The 16,880-nt window shown below is 67.2% G+C and carries 13 protein-coding genes; 5 read left to right on the plus strand and 8 right to left on the minus strand.

All coding sequences use genetic code 11. The features are described from left to right. Nucleotides 1-500: 500 nt before the first annotated feature. The 3 genes from AC5P6X_RS20525 to gap form a co-directional block, all read right to left on the minus strand. Nucleotides 501-1,877 carry a DUF3999 domain-containing protein gene (locus tag AC5P6X_RS20525; protein ID WP_108270673.1) on the minus strand — a complete coding sequence of 459 codons (1,377 nt, stop codon included), beginning with the start codon at nucleotides 1,875-1,877 and terminating at the stop codon, nucleotides 501-503. Beyond that, on the minus strand, nucleotides 1,874-4,537 hold the full coding sequence (locus AC5P6X_RS20530) for a DUF2339 domain-containing protein (protein WP_108270672.1): 2,664 nt from the start codon (nucleotides 4,535-4,537) through the stop codon (nucleotides 1,874-1,876). The genes AC5P6X_RS20525 and AC5P6X_RS20530 overlap by 4 nt, the downstream gene beginning before the upstream one ends. Nucleotides 4,538-4,662: 125 nt before the next feature. Then, nucleotides 4,663-5,667, minus strand: coding sequence for a type I glyceraldehyde-3-phosphate dehydrogenase (gene gap / locus AC5P6X_RS20535; RefSeq protein ID WP_005414333.1), 1,005 nt, complete (start codon nucleotides 5,665-5,667; stop codon nucleotides 4,663-4,665). Between the two features lie 191 nt (nucleotides 5,668-5,858). Here gap and AC5P6X_RS20540 point away from each other — a divergent pair, with 191 nt between their 5' ends. The 3 genes from AC5P6X_RS20540 (at nucleotide 5,859) to AC5P6X_RS20550 (ending at nucleotide 8,350) form a co-directional block, all read left to right on the plus strand. Further along, nucleotides 5,859-6,488 (plus strand): OmpW/AlkL family protein, encoded by a 630-nt coding sequence (locus AC5P6X_RS20540; RefSeq protein ID WP_005410839.1) that lies wholly within the window; start codon nucleotides 5,859-5,861, stop codon nucleotides 6,486-6,488. A 231-nt stretch (nucleotides 6,489-6,719) separates the two neighbouring features. Then, nucleotides 6,720-7,538, plus strand: a complete 819-nt coding sequence (locus tag AC5P6X_RS20545; protein WP_108270671.1) for a S1/P1 nuclease — start codon at nucleotides 6,720-6,722, stop codon at nucleotides 7,536-7,538. 11 nt (nucleotides 7,539-7,549) lie between these two features. Continuing rightward, nucleotides 7,550-8,350 (plus strand): MBL fold metallo-hydrolase, encoded by an 801-nt coding sequence (locus AC5P6X_RS20550; RefSeq protein ID WP_088436868.1) that lies wholly within the window; start codon nucleotides 7,550-7,552, stop codon nucleotides 8,348-8,350. Nucleotides 8,351-8,405: 55 nt separating this feature from the next. Here the strand turns inward: AC5P6X_RS20550 and AC5P6X_RS20555 are convergent, their stop codons facing one another. The 3 genes from AC5P6X_RS20555 to AC5P6X_RS20565 are packed head-to-tail and all read right to left on the minus strand — an operon-like array spanning nucleotide 8,406 to nucleotide 10,523. Next, a complete protein-coding gene (locus tag AC5P6X_RS20555) occupies nucleotides 8,406-8,969 on the minus strand; it encodes a hypothetical protein (protein ID WP_049450455.1) in 564 nt (187 codons plus the stop codon). Further along, nucleotides 8,966-10,165, minus strand: coding sequence for a M56 family metallopeptidase (locus AC5P6X_RS20560; protein WP_108270670.1), 1,200 nt, complete (start codon nucleotides 10,163-10,165; stop codon nucleotides 8,966-8,968). Before AC5P6X_RS20560 ends, AC5P6X_RS20555 begins: the two co-directional genes overlap by 4 nt. Further along, nucleotides 10,158-10,523: a BlaI/MecI/CopY family transcriptional regulator gene (locus AC5P6X_RS20565; protein ID WP_049450457.1), complete on the minus strand. Its 366-nt coding sequence runs from the start codon at nucleotides 10,521-10,523 to the stop codon at nucleotides 10,158-10,160. The genes AC5P6X_RS20560 and AC5P6X_RS20565 overlap by 8 nt, the downstream gene beginning before the upstream one ends. Before the next feature lie 118 nt (nucleotides 10,524-10,641). Here AC5P6X_RS20565 and AC5P6X_RS20570 point away from each other — a divergent pair, with 118 nt between their 5' ends. Continuing rightward, nucleotides 10,642-11,199, plus strand: a complete 558-nt coding sequence (locus AC5P6X_RS20570; RefSeq protein ID WP_049450458.1) for a flavin reductase family protein — start codon at nucleotides 10,642-10,644, stop codon at nucleotides 11,197-11,199. A gap of 34 nt (nucleotides 11,200-11,233) precedes the next feature. Further along, on the plus strand, nucleotides 11,234-13,186 hold the full coding sequence (locus tag AC5P6X_RS20575) for an acetyl-CoA hydrolase/transferase C-terminal domain-containing protein (RefSeq protein ID WP_049450461.1): 1,953 nt from the start codon (nucleotides 11,234-11,236) through the stop codon (nucleotides 13,184-13,186). A gap of 125 nt (nucleotides 13,187-13,311) precedes the next feature. Here AC5P6X_RS20575 and tkt read toward each other — a convergent pair whose 3' ends face one another. After that, nucleotides 13,312-15,309, minus strand: a complete 1,998-nt coding sequence (tkt, locus tag AC5P6X_RS20580) for a transketolase (RefSeq protein ID WP_005410847.1) — start codon at nucleotides 15,307-15,309, stop codon at nucleotides 13,312-13,314. A gap of 215 nt (nucleotides 15,310-15,524) precedes the next feature. Next, nucleotides 15,525-16,844 (minus strand): dicarboxylate/amino acid:cation symporter, encoded by a 1,320-nt coding sequence (locus AC5P6X_RS20585; RefSeq protein WP_024958479.1) that lies wholly within the window; start codon nucleotides 16,842-16,844, stop codon nucleotides 15,525-15,527. Between the last annotated feature and the right edge of the window lie 36 nt (nucleotides 16,845-16,880).

Genomic DNA, 16,880 nt, shown 5'->3' on the forward strand with positions numbered 1-16,880 from the left:
CGATGCCTGCGGCAGGCAGAGGCGCACAGCAACAGCAACAGCAGCGGCCAAAGCCAAAGCGCTGGCGCCTTGTGATGCTGTGGGTGGGCCGGGGCGGTGCGGGCTGGCAGGGGACGCCGTGAATCCGTCCGTGGAGGCTTGGCAGCCGCATCCATGCGGCTGACACCCCTGCCAACCCGCACCGCCCCGGCCTCGACAGGTTCATGAGGTAGAGCGGATGGCAAACGCAAGAGCAGTGTGTGGTGTCGGTTGAAGAAAGAAGGGGTGCGCGAAGCGCGCGACCCGCTTTTGCTTTTCTTTTTTTCTACGTGGGTGGACGCACACGGAAACTGTCCGTGGCCGGGCGGGTGGGTTGGCTGGGGGCGTGAGCCGCATGGATGCGGCGACCGAGCCTACAGGGACGTATTCACGGCGTCCCCCAGACAACCCACCCGCCCGGCCAAGCGCGGCTTTTGCTCGAAGAATGACCACCCACGAGGGGCTCCGCCGTTCGCCGGAAACTACGCCGAAGGCGCAGGCTTCTGCCGAAGCAGGCTGACCGCCAGGCCACCCACCACCAGCACCCCCAGCCCCAGCAGTGCCCACAGCAACCACGCCTTCCAGTCGCGCTGCGGCTTCAGCGCCGCGTCACCGGCCAGCAGCTCCGGGCTGCCCTCCAGGCGCGCCAGCGTCGGCTGCCACGACGGATCATTGCGCTGCCGCAGTTCCTCGATCAACACACCGATCGGCGCTTCCATGCGGCGCGCGGTCGCGCTGCCCACTGCCAGTGCATACGGTGCTGCCCCCTGGCTCAGGAACACCAGTACTTCCGGCTGGTAGCCCAGGCGCAGGGTCGGTGCGGTCGCAGTTTCCGCCGGGTTCGCCACCAGCTTCCAGTAGCGGTCACGATGCACGCCCCCCAGCGGCTGGGCCGCTGATTGCTGGCGCTGGCCCTGCGCGCCCTGCTGCAGTTGGTACGCAATCCATGGCGCACTGCGGCGCTGCCATTCCGCACTCTCGTCATCGCGGCTGAACAACGTCCACTGCACCAGGCTGTTGTCGGCGCTGGTCACATCCGCGCGCGCTACCGGGAAACGGCCGTCGAGTTCGAAGGTGTATTCACCCTTGCCCTTCGAGGTCGGTTCCAGCGACAGCCACTCCCACGGCAGCGTGGCCGGCGCCGGCGGCAGCTCGGCCAGCACGCTGCGCAGCGTCGGCAGGCGCGCATCGCCCTGCGCCAGCACGCGCAGATAGCGCGCCTCGCCGTCCACCTGCAGGCGGCGCTGCAGCAGGCGCTTGCCAGCACGCTGCAGGTCGACCAGCGGGATGTCACGCCCGATCGGACGCCAGTGCTGCAGGTCGTCGCTGGCATCCAGCTGCACCTGCGCCTGCAACGGCTGTCCGCTGTCAGCCCAGTCCAGCACCAGTGCCGCCAACGGTTGCTGGCCGAGCACGCTGGCATCGATCAGCCAATCACCCTGCCCGTTCGCTGCCGCACCGCCGCTCACGCGTGCTTCGACGCGACGGACACGGCCATCGGTATCGCGCTCGGTCAGCAACTGCAGATCGTTGCGCTGTGCTTCGGCCAGCGGCGGCAGCGCAAACCACGGCAGCTCACGCTGCACCGGCGGCTGTGCCAGTGGCTGGTCCGGCGCCAGCAATGCCGATGGCAACGATTGGCCGGCGGCGTTGAACACCTGCAGGTCACCCAGGTCTGCGGCACCTGCACGGCGATAGATCGCCGGCTCCAGAACCACCCTGTACGCACCGGACTGTGCGCTGGACAGCGTCAGCGGCCACTGCTCGGCGTACTGCGTGCGGTAGTCGGCGGCCTGCACCGCGACGGCGGCCAGCATGCCGAACATCGCCGGCAGCAGCGCCCTGCTCCACTTCCTCATTGTTTTTCCTCCACGGACGGCGCCGCGCTGGGCGGCGCCGGTGCCAGATAACCCACGACCGTGCACAGCAGGCCGTAGGCGATGAACGATGCGATGCCCAGCAGGTTGCCCAGGTGCTGGCGATCGACGATGACCAGCTTGGCCAGCACCACGCCCATCAGCACGGCACCGACCATCCACAACACGCGCTGGCCACGGCGCGATCCCCACACCCAGGCAATCACGCCGAGCACGCTCCACAGCACGGTCAGGCTGGTCTGCGCCAGGCTGGAACGCATCATCGACGCACTCCACGACAGGCCACCCCACTGATGCACGCCATGCAGCACCACGCTGGTCAGCGCGACGAACGTTGCCAGTGACAGCAGCGGCATGCGCATTCCCGACAGGGTCTTCGGCGCCTGATCGCTGTACAGCCAGCGTGCAAGCAGCAACAGGCTCAGCCACTGTCCGAGATCGGCCGGATTCAATACCGGCAGCCAGAGCAGCGGCGCAGCATCGCCCGGCAGCAGCTGTCCGAACAGCCAGCCGATCGACAACAGGCCGAACAGCACACACTGCAGCGGCTGGCGCACGCGATCGAACGCTGCACCCAGCGGCCAGCGCAGCGCATTCCAGCGCCACAGCGACAGCGCCGCCATCAGCAGCCACGGCACCGTCACCAGCAACGTGGTCCAGCCCTGTGCCAGACCGGCCTCGCCACCGCCCCACAGGGCCAGCAGCGAAAGCAGAGACGGCCACAACAGCCACCACAGGAACTGCGCGATGCGCGCCACGCTGTCGCCCCCCTGGCGCAGGCAGAGCAGCGTGCGCACGCCCATCACCGCGAACACCGCCCAGGCCAGCGCACCGTAGCCGGCGAACGGCTGATGGTGCGCGTCGCTCTGCATCAGCGCCAGCGGGAAGCCCAGCGCCAGCATGGCCAGCGCGGTCACGCCCAGTGCGCGTGCCGGCTGACGGCGCTGCATTTCGGCGGCCAGCCAGGCAGTGACGGCGGCCAGCACCAGCAACGCGTCCACTTCGGTGCGGTACGGGAAGAAGCGGGTGATCTCATGCACCATGCCGCCCAGCCACCACAGCAGGCCCCACAGGTAGTAGACCAGGGCGATCTCACGGCGTGACCTGCGCTGGTAGCTCCAGGCCGACGCGAAGCCGGCCAGGGCCAGCAGCAGCGCCCCGATGGCAGTCGGATTGATCAGGAAGCGCAGGTCCTCATGCCAGTGATCGCCACCGGCCACGAAGGCGAACGCAGCGCCCATCTGCAGCAGCGCGCCGGACACCTGCGGCAGCCAGCGCTTCTGGCGCAGGCCCAACCAGGCCAGTCCGGCGCCTTCCAGCGCGAAGACCGCGCCGGTGGCCCGCGCCGACAAGGCCAGCGGCACCGCCAGCGTGGCAAAGCCCACCGCCAGCACCGCGTGCGACTGCGCCAGCACGGTGTACGACGCGCGCCTGATCAACGCCCACGCCAGCGCCGCGTAGATCGCGGCCAGGCCCAGTGCGCACAGCGCCAGCGTCATCGGCTGCTGGTACAGCATCCCCGCCTGCAACGAGAACGCGACCAACGGCGTACCGAACACCAGGCTGCCATCGACCAGGTCACGCTGCCCGGCGGGCTGCCGGCGTGCGTAGAGCAATGGGATCAGCAGGTAGAAGGCGAAGAACAGCAGCAGGAACGGCTCGGTGCTGCTGAACTTGTCAGGCGCGTACTGCAGCACGCCCCAGAACGTGCCGATACCGAAGGTGAAGGCGAAGCCCAGCAGGTTCAGCGCGCGCCACGGTCGGAACCAGGCAATGGCGAAGATGCCGGCGTTGAGCACGGCGTAGTAGCTGAACAACCCCACGTGGTTGCCGCTGCCGGTGGACAGCCACAGCGGTGCCATGAAGCCGGCGAGGATGCCCAGCACCGCCAGCGTGCGCGAGTTCTGCACCACCGCCAGCACGCACAGCGCGGCCACCAGTGCAATGGAGCTGACGAAGGCGAAGCCCGGCGGAATCAGCTCGAAACGCTTGAAGGCCGCGAAGATGGTCAGCAGCAGCACGCCGATGGCACCACCCTGCAAGGCCAGCGCAAACAGGCGCCGACGCTCGCGCTGGTGCCAGCCGAACGCCAGCAGGCCCAGTGCACCGACGGTAACACCGGCCAGGCGCAGCTCGATCGGCAGCACCAGCCAGCCCTGGTCGCTGACGTACTTCAGCAGCGCAGCGACACCGGCCAGCAGCACCAGCATGCCGATCTTCACCGGCACGTTGCCCTCGGTGAACCAGCGCTTGACCGCGCCAATGCCGCGCTCGATGAAGTTCGGCAGCGCCGGTCCGGAAGGCAATGGTGGCTGCATCGGCGCGGGTGGCACCGGCGGTGGGGCGATCGGGCGCGGCGCCTCCGTTGCCGCAGGCACCGCTTCGCGCACCGGCGTTGGCTGAGGCGGAGGCGGAGGCGGTGCAGCAGCCGCCACCGGCCGCAGGAACGGTGGATCGACACTGGCCACAGGGGGGGCCGCAGGCCGTTCAGGCGCGTGCATGGCGGCGACCGGCGCGACAGCCATGGCGCTTTCCAGCGCGGCGACGCGGCGGCGCAGGCCGGCAATCATCACCAGCGCCACTACCAGCAGCAGCGGGATGGCCAGCAGGACCAGTACGACCAGGGCAATCAGTGCTTCCATTGCGTGCTTCCATAGCGTTCCCGCGCCCCAGCGGCAGCGGTCGACCGGCCCATGCTACGACAGGGCCGGCCCCATAAACGACGAACCCCGGCCAGGCCGGGGTCCGTGTGCGATCTTCGCCGGCCTTACTTGGCGGCGATGACCTTGGCCATTTCCAGGCACTTGTTCGAGTAGCCCCACTCGTTGTCGTACCAGGTCACCAGCTTGACGAAGGTGCCGTCCAGGGCGATGCCAGCGTCGGCGTCGAACACCGAAGTGCAGGTTTCGCCGCGGAAATCGGTGGCCACCACCTTGTCTTCGGTGTAGCCCAGGATGCCCTTCAGCGGGCCTTCGCTCTGTGCCTTCACTTCCGCGCAGATCTCGGCGTAGGTGGCTTCCTTTTCCAGTTCGACGGTCAGGTCGACCACCGACACGTCCGAGGTCGGGACGCGGAAGCTCATGCCGGTCAGCTTCTTGTTCAGTTCCGGGATGACCACGCCGACGGCCTTGGCCGCACCGGTGGACGACGGGATGATGTTCTCCAGGATGCCACGGCCACCGCGCCAGTCCTTGTTGGACGGGCCATCGACGGTCTTCTGGGTGGCGGTTGCCGCATGCACGGTGGTCATCAGGCCGCGCTTGATGCCCCACTTGTCATTGATGACCTTGGCCAGCGGGGCCAGGCAGTTGGTGGTGCACGAGGCGTTGGAAATGATCGCCTGGCCGGCGTAGGTCTTGTCGTTCACGCCGTAGACGAACATCGGCGTGTCGTCCTTCGACGGCGCCGACATGATGACCTTCTTGGCGCCGGCATCGATGTGCTTCTGCGCGGTTTCCTTGGTCAGGAACAGGCCGGTGGCTTCCAGCACCACGTCGGCACCGACTTCATCCCACTTCAGGTTGGCCGGGTCGCGTTCCTGGGTCAGGCGGATCTTCTTGCCGTTGACCAGCAGGTCGTTGCCCTGCACCGCCACGTCGGCCTTGAAGCGGCCGTGCACGGAGTCGTACTTGAGCATGTACGCCAGGTAGTCCGGCTCCAGCAGATCGTTGATGGCCACGATTTCGATGTCGTCGCCGAAGTTCAGCACCGCCGAGCGCAGGACGTTACGCCCGATGCGACCGAAACCGTTGATACCAACCTTGATTGCCATTTCTCAAGCTCCTGCGGCCGCTACGGGTGCGGCGGGATGGATAGGGCCCACAAGTCTAGCAAACCGGGGCTGGCCACCGTGGGCCAGCGCCCGGGCCAGAGGGCCGGCGGAAAGGATTTGATCCGGATCAAAGCGTTAGCACGGCGTGAGGCCGAGACTGTCGCCATCCACCCAGCAACGAGATCACCCCCATGCGCAAGACCTCCCCCCTGATCCTGGCCGGCCTGGCTGCCGCCCTGTCCCTCGCCGCCGCCCCGGCCATGGCCCAGTCAAAGGGCGACTGGACCGTCTCGGCCGGCGTCCACCAGGTGGCGCCGAAGTCGAACAACGGCTGGCTGGCCGGCCACACGCTGAAGGTCGACGTCGACAACGACGTCAAGCCGACCATCACCGGCGAGTACTTCATTGCCGACAACCTGGGCATCGAAGTGCTGGCCGCGCTGCCGTTCAAGCACGACATCAACATCAATGGCCTCGGCCGCGTCGGCAGCACCAAGCAGTTGCCGCCGGTGGTCACCCTGCAGTACCACTTCAACAGCAAGGGCAAGGTCTCGCCGTTCGTCGGCGCGGGCGTGAACTACACGACCTTCTTCAGCGAAGACACCACCGGTGCGCTGGCCGGCAGCAAGCTGAAGCTGCAGGATTCGTGGGGTCTGGCCGCGCATGCGGGCATCGACTTCGCGATCGGCGAGAAGGGCGCCCTGCGTGTGGACATGCGCTGGATCGACATCGACAGCAAGGTGAAGTTGAACGGCGAGAAGATCGGCACGGTCAACATCGATCCGCTGGTCTACGGCGCTTCGTACGTCTTCAAGTTCTAAGCGGTGTGTTGGGCGCGGGGGCTTCGCCCCCGCTCCCCCGCCATACGCAAAACCCTCGCAGCATGTTGCCCCGGTGATTGCCGGGGCTTTTTTGTGCCTGGGACTGAAGCGGTTCCGGAGCTGGGGCGGGGCGGGGAGCAGAGCCGGGACACGCCGCGCCTCCCGCTGCGCTCCCGCTTCGGAACAGGAACGCGCCGCTCTTCAATCCACCTACCCCGCTAGAATGTGCACATGAAAGCCCTGCACTCCCTGTTCCTCGCCGCCGCCCTGGCGCCGGCCCTGCTGTCCGCTTCCGCCCCGGCCCATGCCTGGGGCGCGCAAGGCCACCGCCTTGTCGCCGAAGTCGCCGACGCCCGCCTCAATCCCACCGCCCGTGCCGAAGTGGATCGCCTGCTGGCCACCGAACCGGACGCCACGCTGGCCAGCATCGCGCCCTGGGCCGACCAGTTGCGCGCCAAGGACCCGGGCCTGGGTCGTCGTTCGGCCGGCTGGCACTACGTCAACATCGCCGAAGACAATTGCCATTACGAAGCACCGAAGCACTGCAGGAACGGCAACTGCATCGTCGAGGCCCTGAAGGCACAGAGCACCATCCTCGGCGACCGCAGCCTGACCGATGGCGAGCGTCTGCAGGCGCTGAAGTTCGTCGTGCACCTGGTCGGCGACATCCATCAGCCGATGCACGCCGGTTACGCGCACGACAAGGGCGGCAACGATTTCCAGCTGCAGTTCGGCAACCGCGGTACCAACCTGCACTCGCTGTGGGACAGCGGCATGCTCAACACCCGCAAGCTGGACGACGCGGGCTACCTGCCGCTGCTGCAGAGCCAGCGCGCGCCGAAGCTGGCGCGCCAGTCCAACCCGCAGCGCGACCCGCAGACGTGGGCCGAGGCCAGCTGCGGCATTTCCATGCAAGCTGGCGTTTATCCGGCCACGCGTAAAATCGGTGACGAATACACCGAGCGCTACCGGCCGCTGGCCGAAGCGCAGCTGCGGCTGGCCGGTGAAAACCTGGCGCAGTTGCTGAACCGCGTGCTCGGCGCGCGCTGAGGAGGGTTCCAATGTCAGTCCAGGTGCAGTCGTTCTTCCACCGTGACAGCAATACCTTCAGCTACCTGGTCAGCGACCCGGCCAGTAGCGAGGCAGCGCTGATCGACCCGGTCCTGGACTACGACCCGGATACCGACGCCAGCAGTGAAGCGCCGCTGCATGCCGCGTTGCAGGCCATCGAGCAACACGGTCTGCAGCTGCGCTGGCTGCTGGAAACCCATGCCCACGCTGACCATGTGTCGGCCGGGCGCCGCCTGAAGCATCGTTTCCCGCAGGCCACGCTGGCCATCGGCGAAGGCATCCGCGCGGTACAGGCAACGTTTGCACCACGCTATGGCCTGCAGCTTCCTGCCGCAGATGAAATCTTCGATCACCTGTTCAGCGACGGCGAAACCTTCGCTCTGGGCGAACTGCGCTGCCAGGTGATCGCCGTGCCCGGCCATACCAGCGACAGCATCGCCTACCTGATCGACGATGCGCTGTTCACCGGCGACTCGCTGTTCATGCCCGACGGCGGCACCGCCCGCTGCGATTTCCCGGGCGGCGATGCCGCACAGCTGTACCGTTCGATCCAGCGCCTGCTGGCCTTGCCCGATGCAACGCGCGTGTTCGTCTGCCACGACTACGGCCCGGGTGGACGCGGCTTTGCCAACGAAACCACCATCGGCGAACAGCGCGCGCACAACATCCACGTGCATGACGGCGTAGCCGAGGCGGAGTTCATCAGCGTGCGACAGGCCCGCGATGCCACGCTGGAAGAACCGAAACTGATGCAGCCCGCAGTGAAGGCCAACATCCAGGGCGGCGCCTGATCGACGTCGCTGTACTGGCCGGGCATGGCCCGGCGCTACCCGGCATCACGCGCGATCATTTTCCCTGCATGCGGACCGTCTGCTGGCCCTTCACGACCTCGAAGGTGAAGGCGTACAGCAGGCTGACCGGCACCGGCTCGATGCGCTCGGCACTGCGGCAGTCGCCGCGATCAGCCGGCACTTTGCCTGCCGCGAAGTGGCAGACTGCGGCGGACGAGTACTTCCACATGGCAACCGCCTCCTGCGCTGCCTGCAGCAAGGGCGCATTCTCCGGTGCCTCACCCGCACTGCATTCGCTGCGGTCGGTCAGCGGGATGCTGCGCTCAACGCTGCCCTGCGCATCCACCACCACCTGCAGGCAGACCGTAGTCGGCGGCAGCGAGGTGCGTGGATCACGCTCGCCCACTACTGGGTCCGGTGCCGTATGCAGTTGTGGCATGCGGTAGCCTTCGCTGGCGGCCAGCGCGTAGGGCTGGATCTGGCCGGTCCCTCCCCCCGCATCGGGTCGCAGGCGCTGGTGACCCACATTCTCGCTGCGGGTATCGGCGGTGGTCAGGCGATCCTGGGTTGCACATCCCGCCAGCAGCACCGCCATCATCAGCAGCGGCGCTCGCTTCACTTCGTGTCCTCGGTGTCATCCATGGCGTAGGTAATCGGGACGCGCACGGCACCGGCCACCGGCTTGCCGTTCTTCACTGCGGGCCGATAGGTCCAGCTGCGCGCCGCAGCAATCGAGACAGCATCGAACACCCCCGGATTGGTGGCGCTGAGCACCTGGACGTCGGTGGGACGGCCTTGGGCATCCACTTCCACGCGCAGGTTCACCACGCCCACCTGGCGCTGCTCGACCGCAGATTTCGGATAGGACGGCGGCGGCATCTTGTCGACCTGGATCTCCCGATCCATGACGGACCCTGCCGGGCCTCCCGCGCCTCCGCCCTGGCTGGCCCACGCCACCGCTCCCATTCCCAGGCACACCCCGACCACCAGTACCTGTCCCGACACCCACGGCAATGCCTTCCGCTTGGACTGCTTCAACATGGCGATACGCTCCTTCAACACGGGTTGGCTGCGCCAATGGCAGACCGCTGGCGCAACCGGGTGGACCAGCTGCGCCTTCAGCAGCATGCTGGCATAGAGGCCGCGCAGCGCAGGCTGCGGGCCGATGGTGCGGGCATCGCAGGCCAGTTCCTGGTCGCGCAGGAAGCGGCGCGCGGCCCACGGCAGCAGCGGGTGGAACCAGAACAGCGCGCGCACCAGCAGCAGCGCGCCGTTGGCCCAGTGGTCGCCATTGCGACGGTGGCTGCGTTCGTGCTGCAGGATCAGGTGCTGTTCCTGTGCACTGAAGTGCTGGTCGAAGTCAGGGCCGACCACGATGCGCGGCCGCCACAGGCCAACCAGCGCTGGCAGGCCCGGGTCGGCGCTGGCCTGCCAGCTGCCATCGGTGCGCGGCGTCAGTGGACCCATGCGCCGTTCGAATCGACGCTGCGCGCGCAGGTCGCGCAGCAGGCAGAGGCCCGTGCCCACGGCCCAGAATGCCAGCAACAACCCGGCCCATGGCAAGGACTGGCCGGCCGCGCCATCAATGGCACCGGGCAGCACTTTCAGCGGCAGCGTGGGTACCTGCTGCAACAACGCAACCTGCGGCAACGGCAGCATCAGTGCCAGCAGCAGCATCAGCAGCAGCCACCAGCTGCGGTATGCCAGACCAGCGCCCCCCAATCGCACCAGCAGCGGCCGCATCACCGCCAGCAGGACCGCGCCCACCGCCAACCACAGGCTGGCCTGCCACACTCCGTTGAGCAGCTCAGTCATGGTCCAGCTCCTGGATCAGTTTCTTCAGTTCGGTGATGTCCTGCGCGCTCAACTGGCCGCGCTCGCTGAAGTGCGCGACCAGCGGCGCCACGCGCCCTTCAAAGACACGACCGATGAAATCCTGGCTCTGTGCCGCCACCCAAGCCTGGCGCTGCAGCAGCGGCCGGTACAGGTAGCGCCGGCCATCACGCTCGGCAGCAATCGCGCCCTTGGTCAGCAGACGATTGAGCAGGGTCTTGATGGTCGGTTCGGCCCAGTCGCGGTGGGCCAGTGCGGCGACCACTTCATCGGCGCTACGCGGTGCCTGCTGCCACAGCACCTCCATCACAACGGCTTCGGCTTCGCTGATCGGAGTCATTGTTTACGTCCGTAATCGATAAACCGATTACGCGCGTAATCGAATCGCCTGTCAAGCCCCTCGACTCCAGGTTCATCCTGGCTGCGCCAGCATCGATGCCTCCCGCCCCAGGCCCCGGATGAAGCCGCTGCCCAAGAAGGATTTCCCGGTCGAGCAGGCCCGCCGCTTCCTCGAACCTGGCCCGATCGTGCTGGTCAGTACCGCCTGGCGTGGCCAGCGCAACCTGATGACGCTGGGCTGGCACATGGTGATGGGTTTCTCGCCGTCATTGGTCGCCACCTACCTGTGGGACGCGAACCACAGCCACGCGCTGGCCCGTGGCAGCGGCGATTGCGTGATCAATGTGCCGGGGGTGGAACTGCTCGACACCGTGGTCGACATCGGCAACTGCAGCGGCCGCGAGGTCGACAAGTTCGCCCGTTTCGAGCTCGATGCGCTGCCCGCGCGCGAGGTCGGCGCGCCGCTGGTCGGCCAATGTCATTCGTGCTTCGAATGCCGACTCTACGACGACAGCCAGGTGCAATCGAGCAACCTGTTCATCTGGGAAATCGTGCGCGCCCACGTCGCGCCCCGGCCGAAACTGCCGCGCACGGTGCATTACCGGGGCGATGGCCAGTTCATGGTGTCCGGCGCCGAAGTCTCGCGTCGACGGCGGTTCAAGCCCGACATGCTGTAATGCCAGCACTCCCCCACACGCAGGACCGCCGCGCATGACCGAACACCTCACCGACCTGGACGCCGCCGTCGACTGGTTGTTTGCGCGCGTGGACGGGCCGCTGCGGATCGGGGCACCGCTGGCACTGGGCAAGCCGCATCGGCTGCTCAATGCCCTTTATGCACGCGTCGAGCACGATCCATCGCGACCGCTGCAGCTGTATACCGCGCTGTCGCTGAACCCGCCGAAGGCGCGCGGCAACGGCCTGGAAGCGCGCTTCATGGCGCCGTTCGCGCAGCGCCATTTCGGCGACGATTTCCCGCGCCTGGCCTATGCCGATGCGATCGCGCGCGATGCGCTGCCGGCACATGTGCAGGTGGAAGAGTTCTACATGCAGTCCGGCGCCCTGCTCGGTTCGCGCCAGGCGCAGTCCAGCTATACCAGCCTGAACTACACCCACGCCGCCGATGCGGTCGCGCAACGCGCGCCGCAGGTGATCGTGCAGAAGGTGGCGATGCGGCCGAACGATCGCCGGCTTTCGCTGTCGTGCAACAACGACATCACCCAGGACACGCTGGATGCGATGACCGCGCGCGGGCTGCCGCGCCCGTTGCTCATCGCCGAGATCGATCCGCAGCTGCCTTACATGGGCGGCTCGGCCACGGTCGATGTGTCGTTCTTCGATCTGGTGATCACCCCGCCGCCGCCGTACCCGGCGCTGTTCGGGCTGCCGCGGCAGCCGGTGGGCGATGCCGACTACGCCATCGGCCTGTACGCCAGCACGCTGGTGCGCGACGGCGGCACCCTGCAGATCGGCATCGGCACGCTGGCCGACGCGCTCAGCCATGCGCTGGTGCTGCGCCACACCGACAACGCGCGCTACCGCCGCGTGCTGCATGCGCTGGATCCACAGCTTGCCAGCCACCCGCTGGTGCAGGAGATCGGCGGACTGGATCCGTTCGAGGTGGGCCTGTACGGCTGCAGCGAGATGCTCAACGAAGGCTTCCGCCGGCTGGTGCAGACCGGGGTGATCAAGCGCAAGGTGCACGACGACCTGGCGCTGATGCAGCGCATCGAGAACGGCAGCACGTTGTCGATCGACCACGCCACCCTGGCCGCCGAGGGTGAGTACCTGCACGGCGCGTTCTACCTGGGCTCGCCGGAATTCTACGAGTGGCTGCGCACGCTGCCGGAAGACGAATGCCGCGCGATCGGCATGCGCCGCATCAGCGAGATCAACCAGCTGTACGGCGGCAACGAAACGCTGGAACGCCTGCAGCGCCGCCATGCGCGCTTCTTCAACTCCTGCATGATGGCCACCGCGCTGGGCGCGGCGGTGTCGGACGCGCTGGACGATGGACGCGTGGTATCCGGTGTGGGCGGCCAGTACAACTTCGTGGCGATGGCACATGCACTGCCGGAAGCGCGCAGCGTGCTGATGTTCCGCGCCGCGCGCGATGACAAGGGCCAGCGCGCATCCAACGTGCGCTGGAACTACGGGCACACCACCATCCCGCGCCACCTGCGTGACATCTACCTCAACGAATACGGCATCGCCGACCTGCGCGGGCTGACCGACGAGGACTGCGTGCACGCAATGACCGCGATCACCGAGGCGCCGTTCCAGGGTGAGCTGCTGCAGCAGGCGCAGGCCTCGCGCAAGCTGTTGGCGGCCGCGCAACCGGATCCGGCGCGCCAGCAGCGCAACACGCCGCAGGCGCTGGCAGCGGCGTTGGCCCCGTTCCGCGCCGATGGCAGCCTGCCCGACTATCCGCTGGGCAGCGATTTCAACGAGATCGAGCAGGTGCTGGTGAAGGCGCTGGCCTGGCTGAAGGCCAATACGCAGACCCGCGCCGGCAAGCTGCGTACCGTCTGGGCAGCGCTGCGCCAACCGGCAGGCGACGGCGATGCGGTGTACCTGCAGCGCATGGGCCTGCAGGCACCGAAGGACTTCGCCGAGCGCCTGGACGCGCGCCTCCTGCGGCTGGCACTGGCGCGCACCGCCTGAGAAAAGGGGACGGAGGGGATTAAGTCGCATGTGCACAAACGACTTAATCCCCTCCGTCCCCTTTTTCCTGCGGCAAAGAAAAGGCCGGCGTGCGCCGGCCTTTCCTCATTACGTCGCGAAGCTGCTTACAGCGACTTGGCCGCTTCCACCACGTGGGCAGTGGTGATGCCGAAGTGCTTGTACAGCTGGTCGGCCGGGGCCGAGGCACCGAAGGTGTCGATACCGATCACGGCACCGTCCAGGCCGACGAACTGGCGCCAGAAGCCGGTGACGCCGGCTTCCACCGCCACGCGCTTGCGCACGGCGTTCGGCAGCACCGATTCACGGTAGGCCGCATCCTGGCGCAGGAACACGTCGGTGGACGGCATCGAGACCACGCGGGTCTTGAGGCCGGCCGCGTCCAGCTGGGCCTTGGCTTCGGTGGCCAGCGAGACTTCCGAACCGGTGGCGATCAGGATCACGTCCGGGGTACCGGCAGCGTCGGCCAGCACGTAGCCACCGCGCTCGATCTGGGCGATCTGCTCGGCGTTGCGCGGCTGGTGCGGCAGGTTCTGGCGGCTGAACACCAGGCAGCTCGGGCCGTCCTGGCGGGTGATCGCAGCCTTCCAGCTCACCGCCGACTCGACCGCATCGCACGGACGCCACACGTCGTTGTTCGGGATGTAGCGCAGCGAAGCCAGGTGCTCCACCGGCTGGTGGGTCGGGCCGTCTTCGCCCAGGCCGATCGAGTCGTGGGTGTAGACGTGGATGGCGTGGGCCGGGATCAGCGCGCTCATGCGCACGCCGTTGCGGGCGTAGTCGCTGAACACCAGGAAGGTGGCGTCGAACGGAATGAAGCCACCGTGCAGGGCCAGGCCGTTGGCGATGGCGGTCATGCCGAACTCGCGCACGCCGTAGTACACGTAGTTGGCGTTGGCGTCGTCGCTGGCAACCGACTTGCTGCCCTTCCACAGGGTCAGGTTGGAGTGCGCCAGGTCAGCCGAGCCGCCGACGATTTCCGGCAGCAGCGGTGCATAGGCTTCGATGGCCAGCTGCGACGCCTTGCGCGAGGCGATCGTCGGGCCTTCGGCGGCCACCTGGGCGATGTAGGCATCGGCCTTGGCAACGAAGTCGGCCGGCAGTTCGCCATGCGAGCGGCGGGTCAGTTCGGCCGCTTCAGCCGGGTACTGGCTGGCGTACTTGTCGAACAGCTGTTCCCATTCGGCCTGGCGCAGCGTGCCGGCGCCGTTGGCGCGCCAGCCGTCGTAGATCGCCTGCGGGATCTCGAACGGACCGTATTCCCAGCCCAGCTGCTTGCGGGTGGCTTCCAGTTCGTCCTTGCCCAGCGGTGCGCCGTGGCTGGATTCCTTGCCCGCCTTGTTCGGCGAACCAAAGCCAATGGTGGTGCGGCAGCAGATCAGGGTCGGCTTGTCGCTCTGCGACAGCGCGGCCTCGATGCCGGCCTTGATGCTCTCCGGGTCATGGCCATCGACATCGCGCACCACGTTCCAGCCATAGGCCTCGAAACGCTCCGGGGTGTTGTCGGTGAACCAGCCCTCGACGTTGCCGTCGATGGAGATGTGGTTGTTGTCCCAGAAGCAGACCAGCTTGTGCAGGCCCCAGGTACCGGCCAGCGAAGCGGCTTCATGCGACACGCCTTCCATCAGGCAGCCATCGCCCATGAACACCCAGGTGCGGTGGTCGACCACTTCCAGCTCCGGGCGGTTGAAGCGCTGTGCCAGCAGCTTCTCGGCCAGGGCGAAGCCCACGGCATTGGCGAAACCCTGGCCCAGCGGGCCGGTGGTGGTTTCCACGCCCGGGGTCTCGTGGCGCTCCGGGTGACCGGCGGTGTGGCTGCCCAGCTGGCGGAACAGCTTCAGCTGCTCGATCGGCAGGTCGTAACCACTCAGGTGCAGCAGCGCGTACTGCAGCATCGAACCGTGGCCGTTGGACAGCACGAAACGGTCGCGGTTGAACCAGTGCGGGTTGCTCGGGTTATGGCGGAGATAGTCGTTCCAGAGGACTTCGGCGATGTCGGCCATGCCCATGGGCATGCCGGGGTGGCCGGACTTTGCGGTTTCAACCGCATCGGCGGCAAGGAAGCGGATGGCGTTGGCCAACTGGCGACGGGTAGGCTGCGTCATGGTTCTGTCGGAATCGGGAGGCGGCCGCGGACGTGCGGGCGGCCTATTGTCCCATAGTCGCCGGGCGGGGGGTCGGTTCACCTTGCCCGGTCGTGCCGGCCGCTGGCCGGCAACGTCGTCATCTCCCCCGGATTCCGCATGTGAAGCGGGGTCGGAGCCCTTTCCTTGCGGAAAGGAATCCGACCCCGATCAGGTCGCCAGCGGTGGCGTTGGACTCAGTCCTGCTGCGGGCCCAGCGCCGGGCCGTCGTGCGATTCACCCTTGGCCACCAGGGTGGTCAGGGCCAGGTCGCCGGTCACGTTCAGCGCCGTACGGCACATGTCCAGGAAGTGGTTCACGCCCAGGATCAGGCCAATGCCCAGCGGGTTCACGCCCACCATCGCACAGATCATCGCCACCACCGGCAGCGAGCCCGACGGCACGCCGGCGGTGCCGATGCCACCGAGGATGCAGACCGCCATCACCATGATCTGCTGGCCGATGCTCAGGTCCACGCCGAAGAACTGGGCCAGGAAGATCACCGTCACGCCCTCGAACAGCGCGGTGCCGTTCTGGTTGGCGGTGGCGCCCACGGTCAGCACGAAGCGCGACACGCGCTGCGGCAGGCCCATCTGGTCGGCCACGCGCAGCGCGGTCGGCAGGGTGGCGTTGCTGGAGGCGGTGGAGAACGCCATCACCGTCGCTTCCTGGGTATCGCGGAAGAACGACAGCGGCGAACGGCCGGACAGCCACACGGCGGTACCGTAGGTCACGATCATGTGCAGGCCGAGTGCCAGCACCACCACGCCCACGTAGGCACCGAGGCGGATGATCAGCTCGAAGCCGAACAGCGCGGCCAGGTTGAACATGAAGCAGGCCACCGCATACGGGGCCAGGCGGATGACCAGGTTGATCAGGGTCATCGAGATTTCGAACACGCCCTCGATGGCGCGGCGCAGCGGCGCGACCTTCTCATCGTCGGTCAGCACCATGCCGATGCCGAACATCAGCGCGAAGAACATCAGCGACAGGATCGCGCCGTTGTCGGACGCGGCCTGCAGCACGTTGCTCGGCACGATCGACAGCAGCATGTCCATGCCCTTCGGCGTGCCATGGATGCCAGCAACGATTTCCTTGCTGCGCTCGGCATTCTCCGAGAGCATCATCGCGGCGACCTGCGGATCGACGCCGGCACCCGGCTTGAGCAGGTTGACCAGCACCAGGCCGATGCCCACGGCAATGCCGGACAGCAGCACGGTATACGCCAGGGTCTTCCAGCCGATGCGGCCAAGGGCGCGGATGTCGCCCATCTCCGACACGCCCATGATCAGCGCCGAGAAGATCAGCGGCACGATCAGCATGAAGATCAGGTTGAGGAACAGGCCCGACGCCGGGGTGGTGATGTAGTCCATTACCCACTTGGCACCGGCCTGCAGACCATCGACGCTGCCGCCCAGGGCGTGCACGATCAGTCCCAGGATCAGGCCGATCGCAAAGCCGATGCCCATCTTCCAATGCAGGGGCAACTTCTTCTTGTCGGCAGCAGCTGCTGTCATGCGCGGGTTTCCTCGAAAAATGAATGCACTCTAACA

The sequence above is a fragment of the Stenotrophomonas sp. YJH_SMC_40 genome (assembly GCF_059368615.1).

Excerpts from the sequence above, each read along its gene's own strand:
- AC5P6X_RS20525 (WP_108270673.1), bottom strand. The coding sequence starts at position 1,877 with ATGAGGAAGTGGAGCAGGGCGCTGCTGCCGGCGATGTTCGGCATGCTG.
- AC5P6X_RS20530 (WP_108270672.1), bottom strand. The coding sequence starts at position 4,537 with ATGGAAGCACTGATTGCCCTGGTCGTACTGGTCCTGCTGGCCATCCCG.
- gap (WP_005414333.1), bottom strand. The coding sequence starts at position 5,667 with ATGGCAATCAAGGTTGGTATCAACGGTTTCGGTCGCATCGGGCGTAAC.
- AC5P6X_RS20540 (WP_005410839.1), top strand. The coding sequence starts at position 5,859 with ATGCGCAAGACCTCCCCCCTGATCCTGGCCGGCCTGGCTGCCGCCCTG.
- AC5P6X_RS20545 (WP_108270671.1), top strand. The coding sequence starts at position 6,720 with ATGAAAGCCCTGCACTCCCTGTTCCTCGCCGCCGCCCTGGCGCCGGCC.
- AC5P6X_RS20550 (WP_088436868.1), top strand. The coding sequence starts at position 7,550 with ATGTCAGTCCAGGTGCAGTCGTTCTTCCACCGTGACAGCAATACCTTC.
- AC5P6X_RS20560 (WP_108270670.1), bottom strand. The coding sequence starts at position 10,165 with ATGACTGAGCTGCTCAACGGAGTGTGGCAGGCCAGCCTGTGGTTGGCG.
- AC5P6X_RS20565 (WP_049450457.1), bottom strand. The coding sequence starts at position 10,523 with ATGACTCCGATCAGCGAAGCCGAAGCCGTTGTGATGGAGGTGCTGTGG.
- AC5P6X_RS20570 (WP_049450458.1), top strand. The coding sequence starts at position 10,642 with ATGAAGCCGCTGCCCAAGAAGGATTTCCCGGTCGAGCAGGCCCGCCGC.
- AC5P6X_RS20575 (WP_049450461.1), top strand. The coding sequence starts at position 11,234 with ATGACCGAACACCTCACCGACCTGGACGCCGCCGTCGACTGGTTGTTT.
- tkt (WP_005410847.1), bottom strand. The coding sequence starts at position 15,309 with ATGACGCAGCCTACCCGTCGCCAGTTGGCCAACGCCATCCGCTTCCTT.
- AC5P6X_RS20585 (WP_024958479.1), bottom strand. The coding sequence starts at position 16,844 with ATGACAGCAGCTGCTGCCGACAAGAAGAAGTTGCCCCTGCATTGGAAG.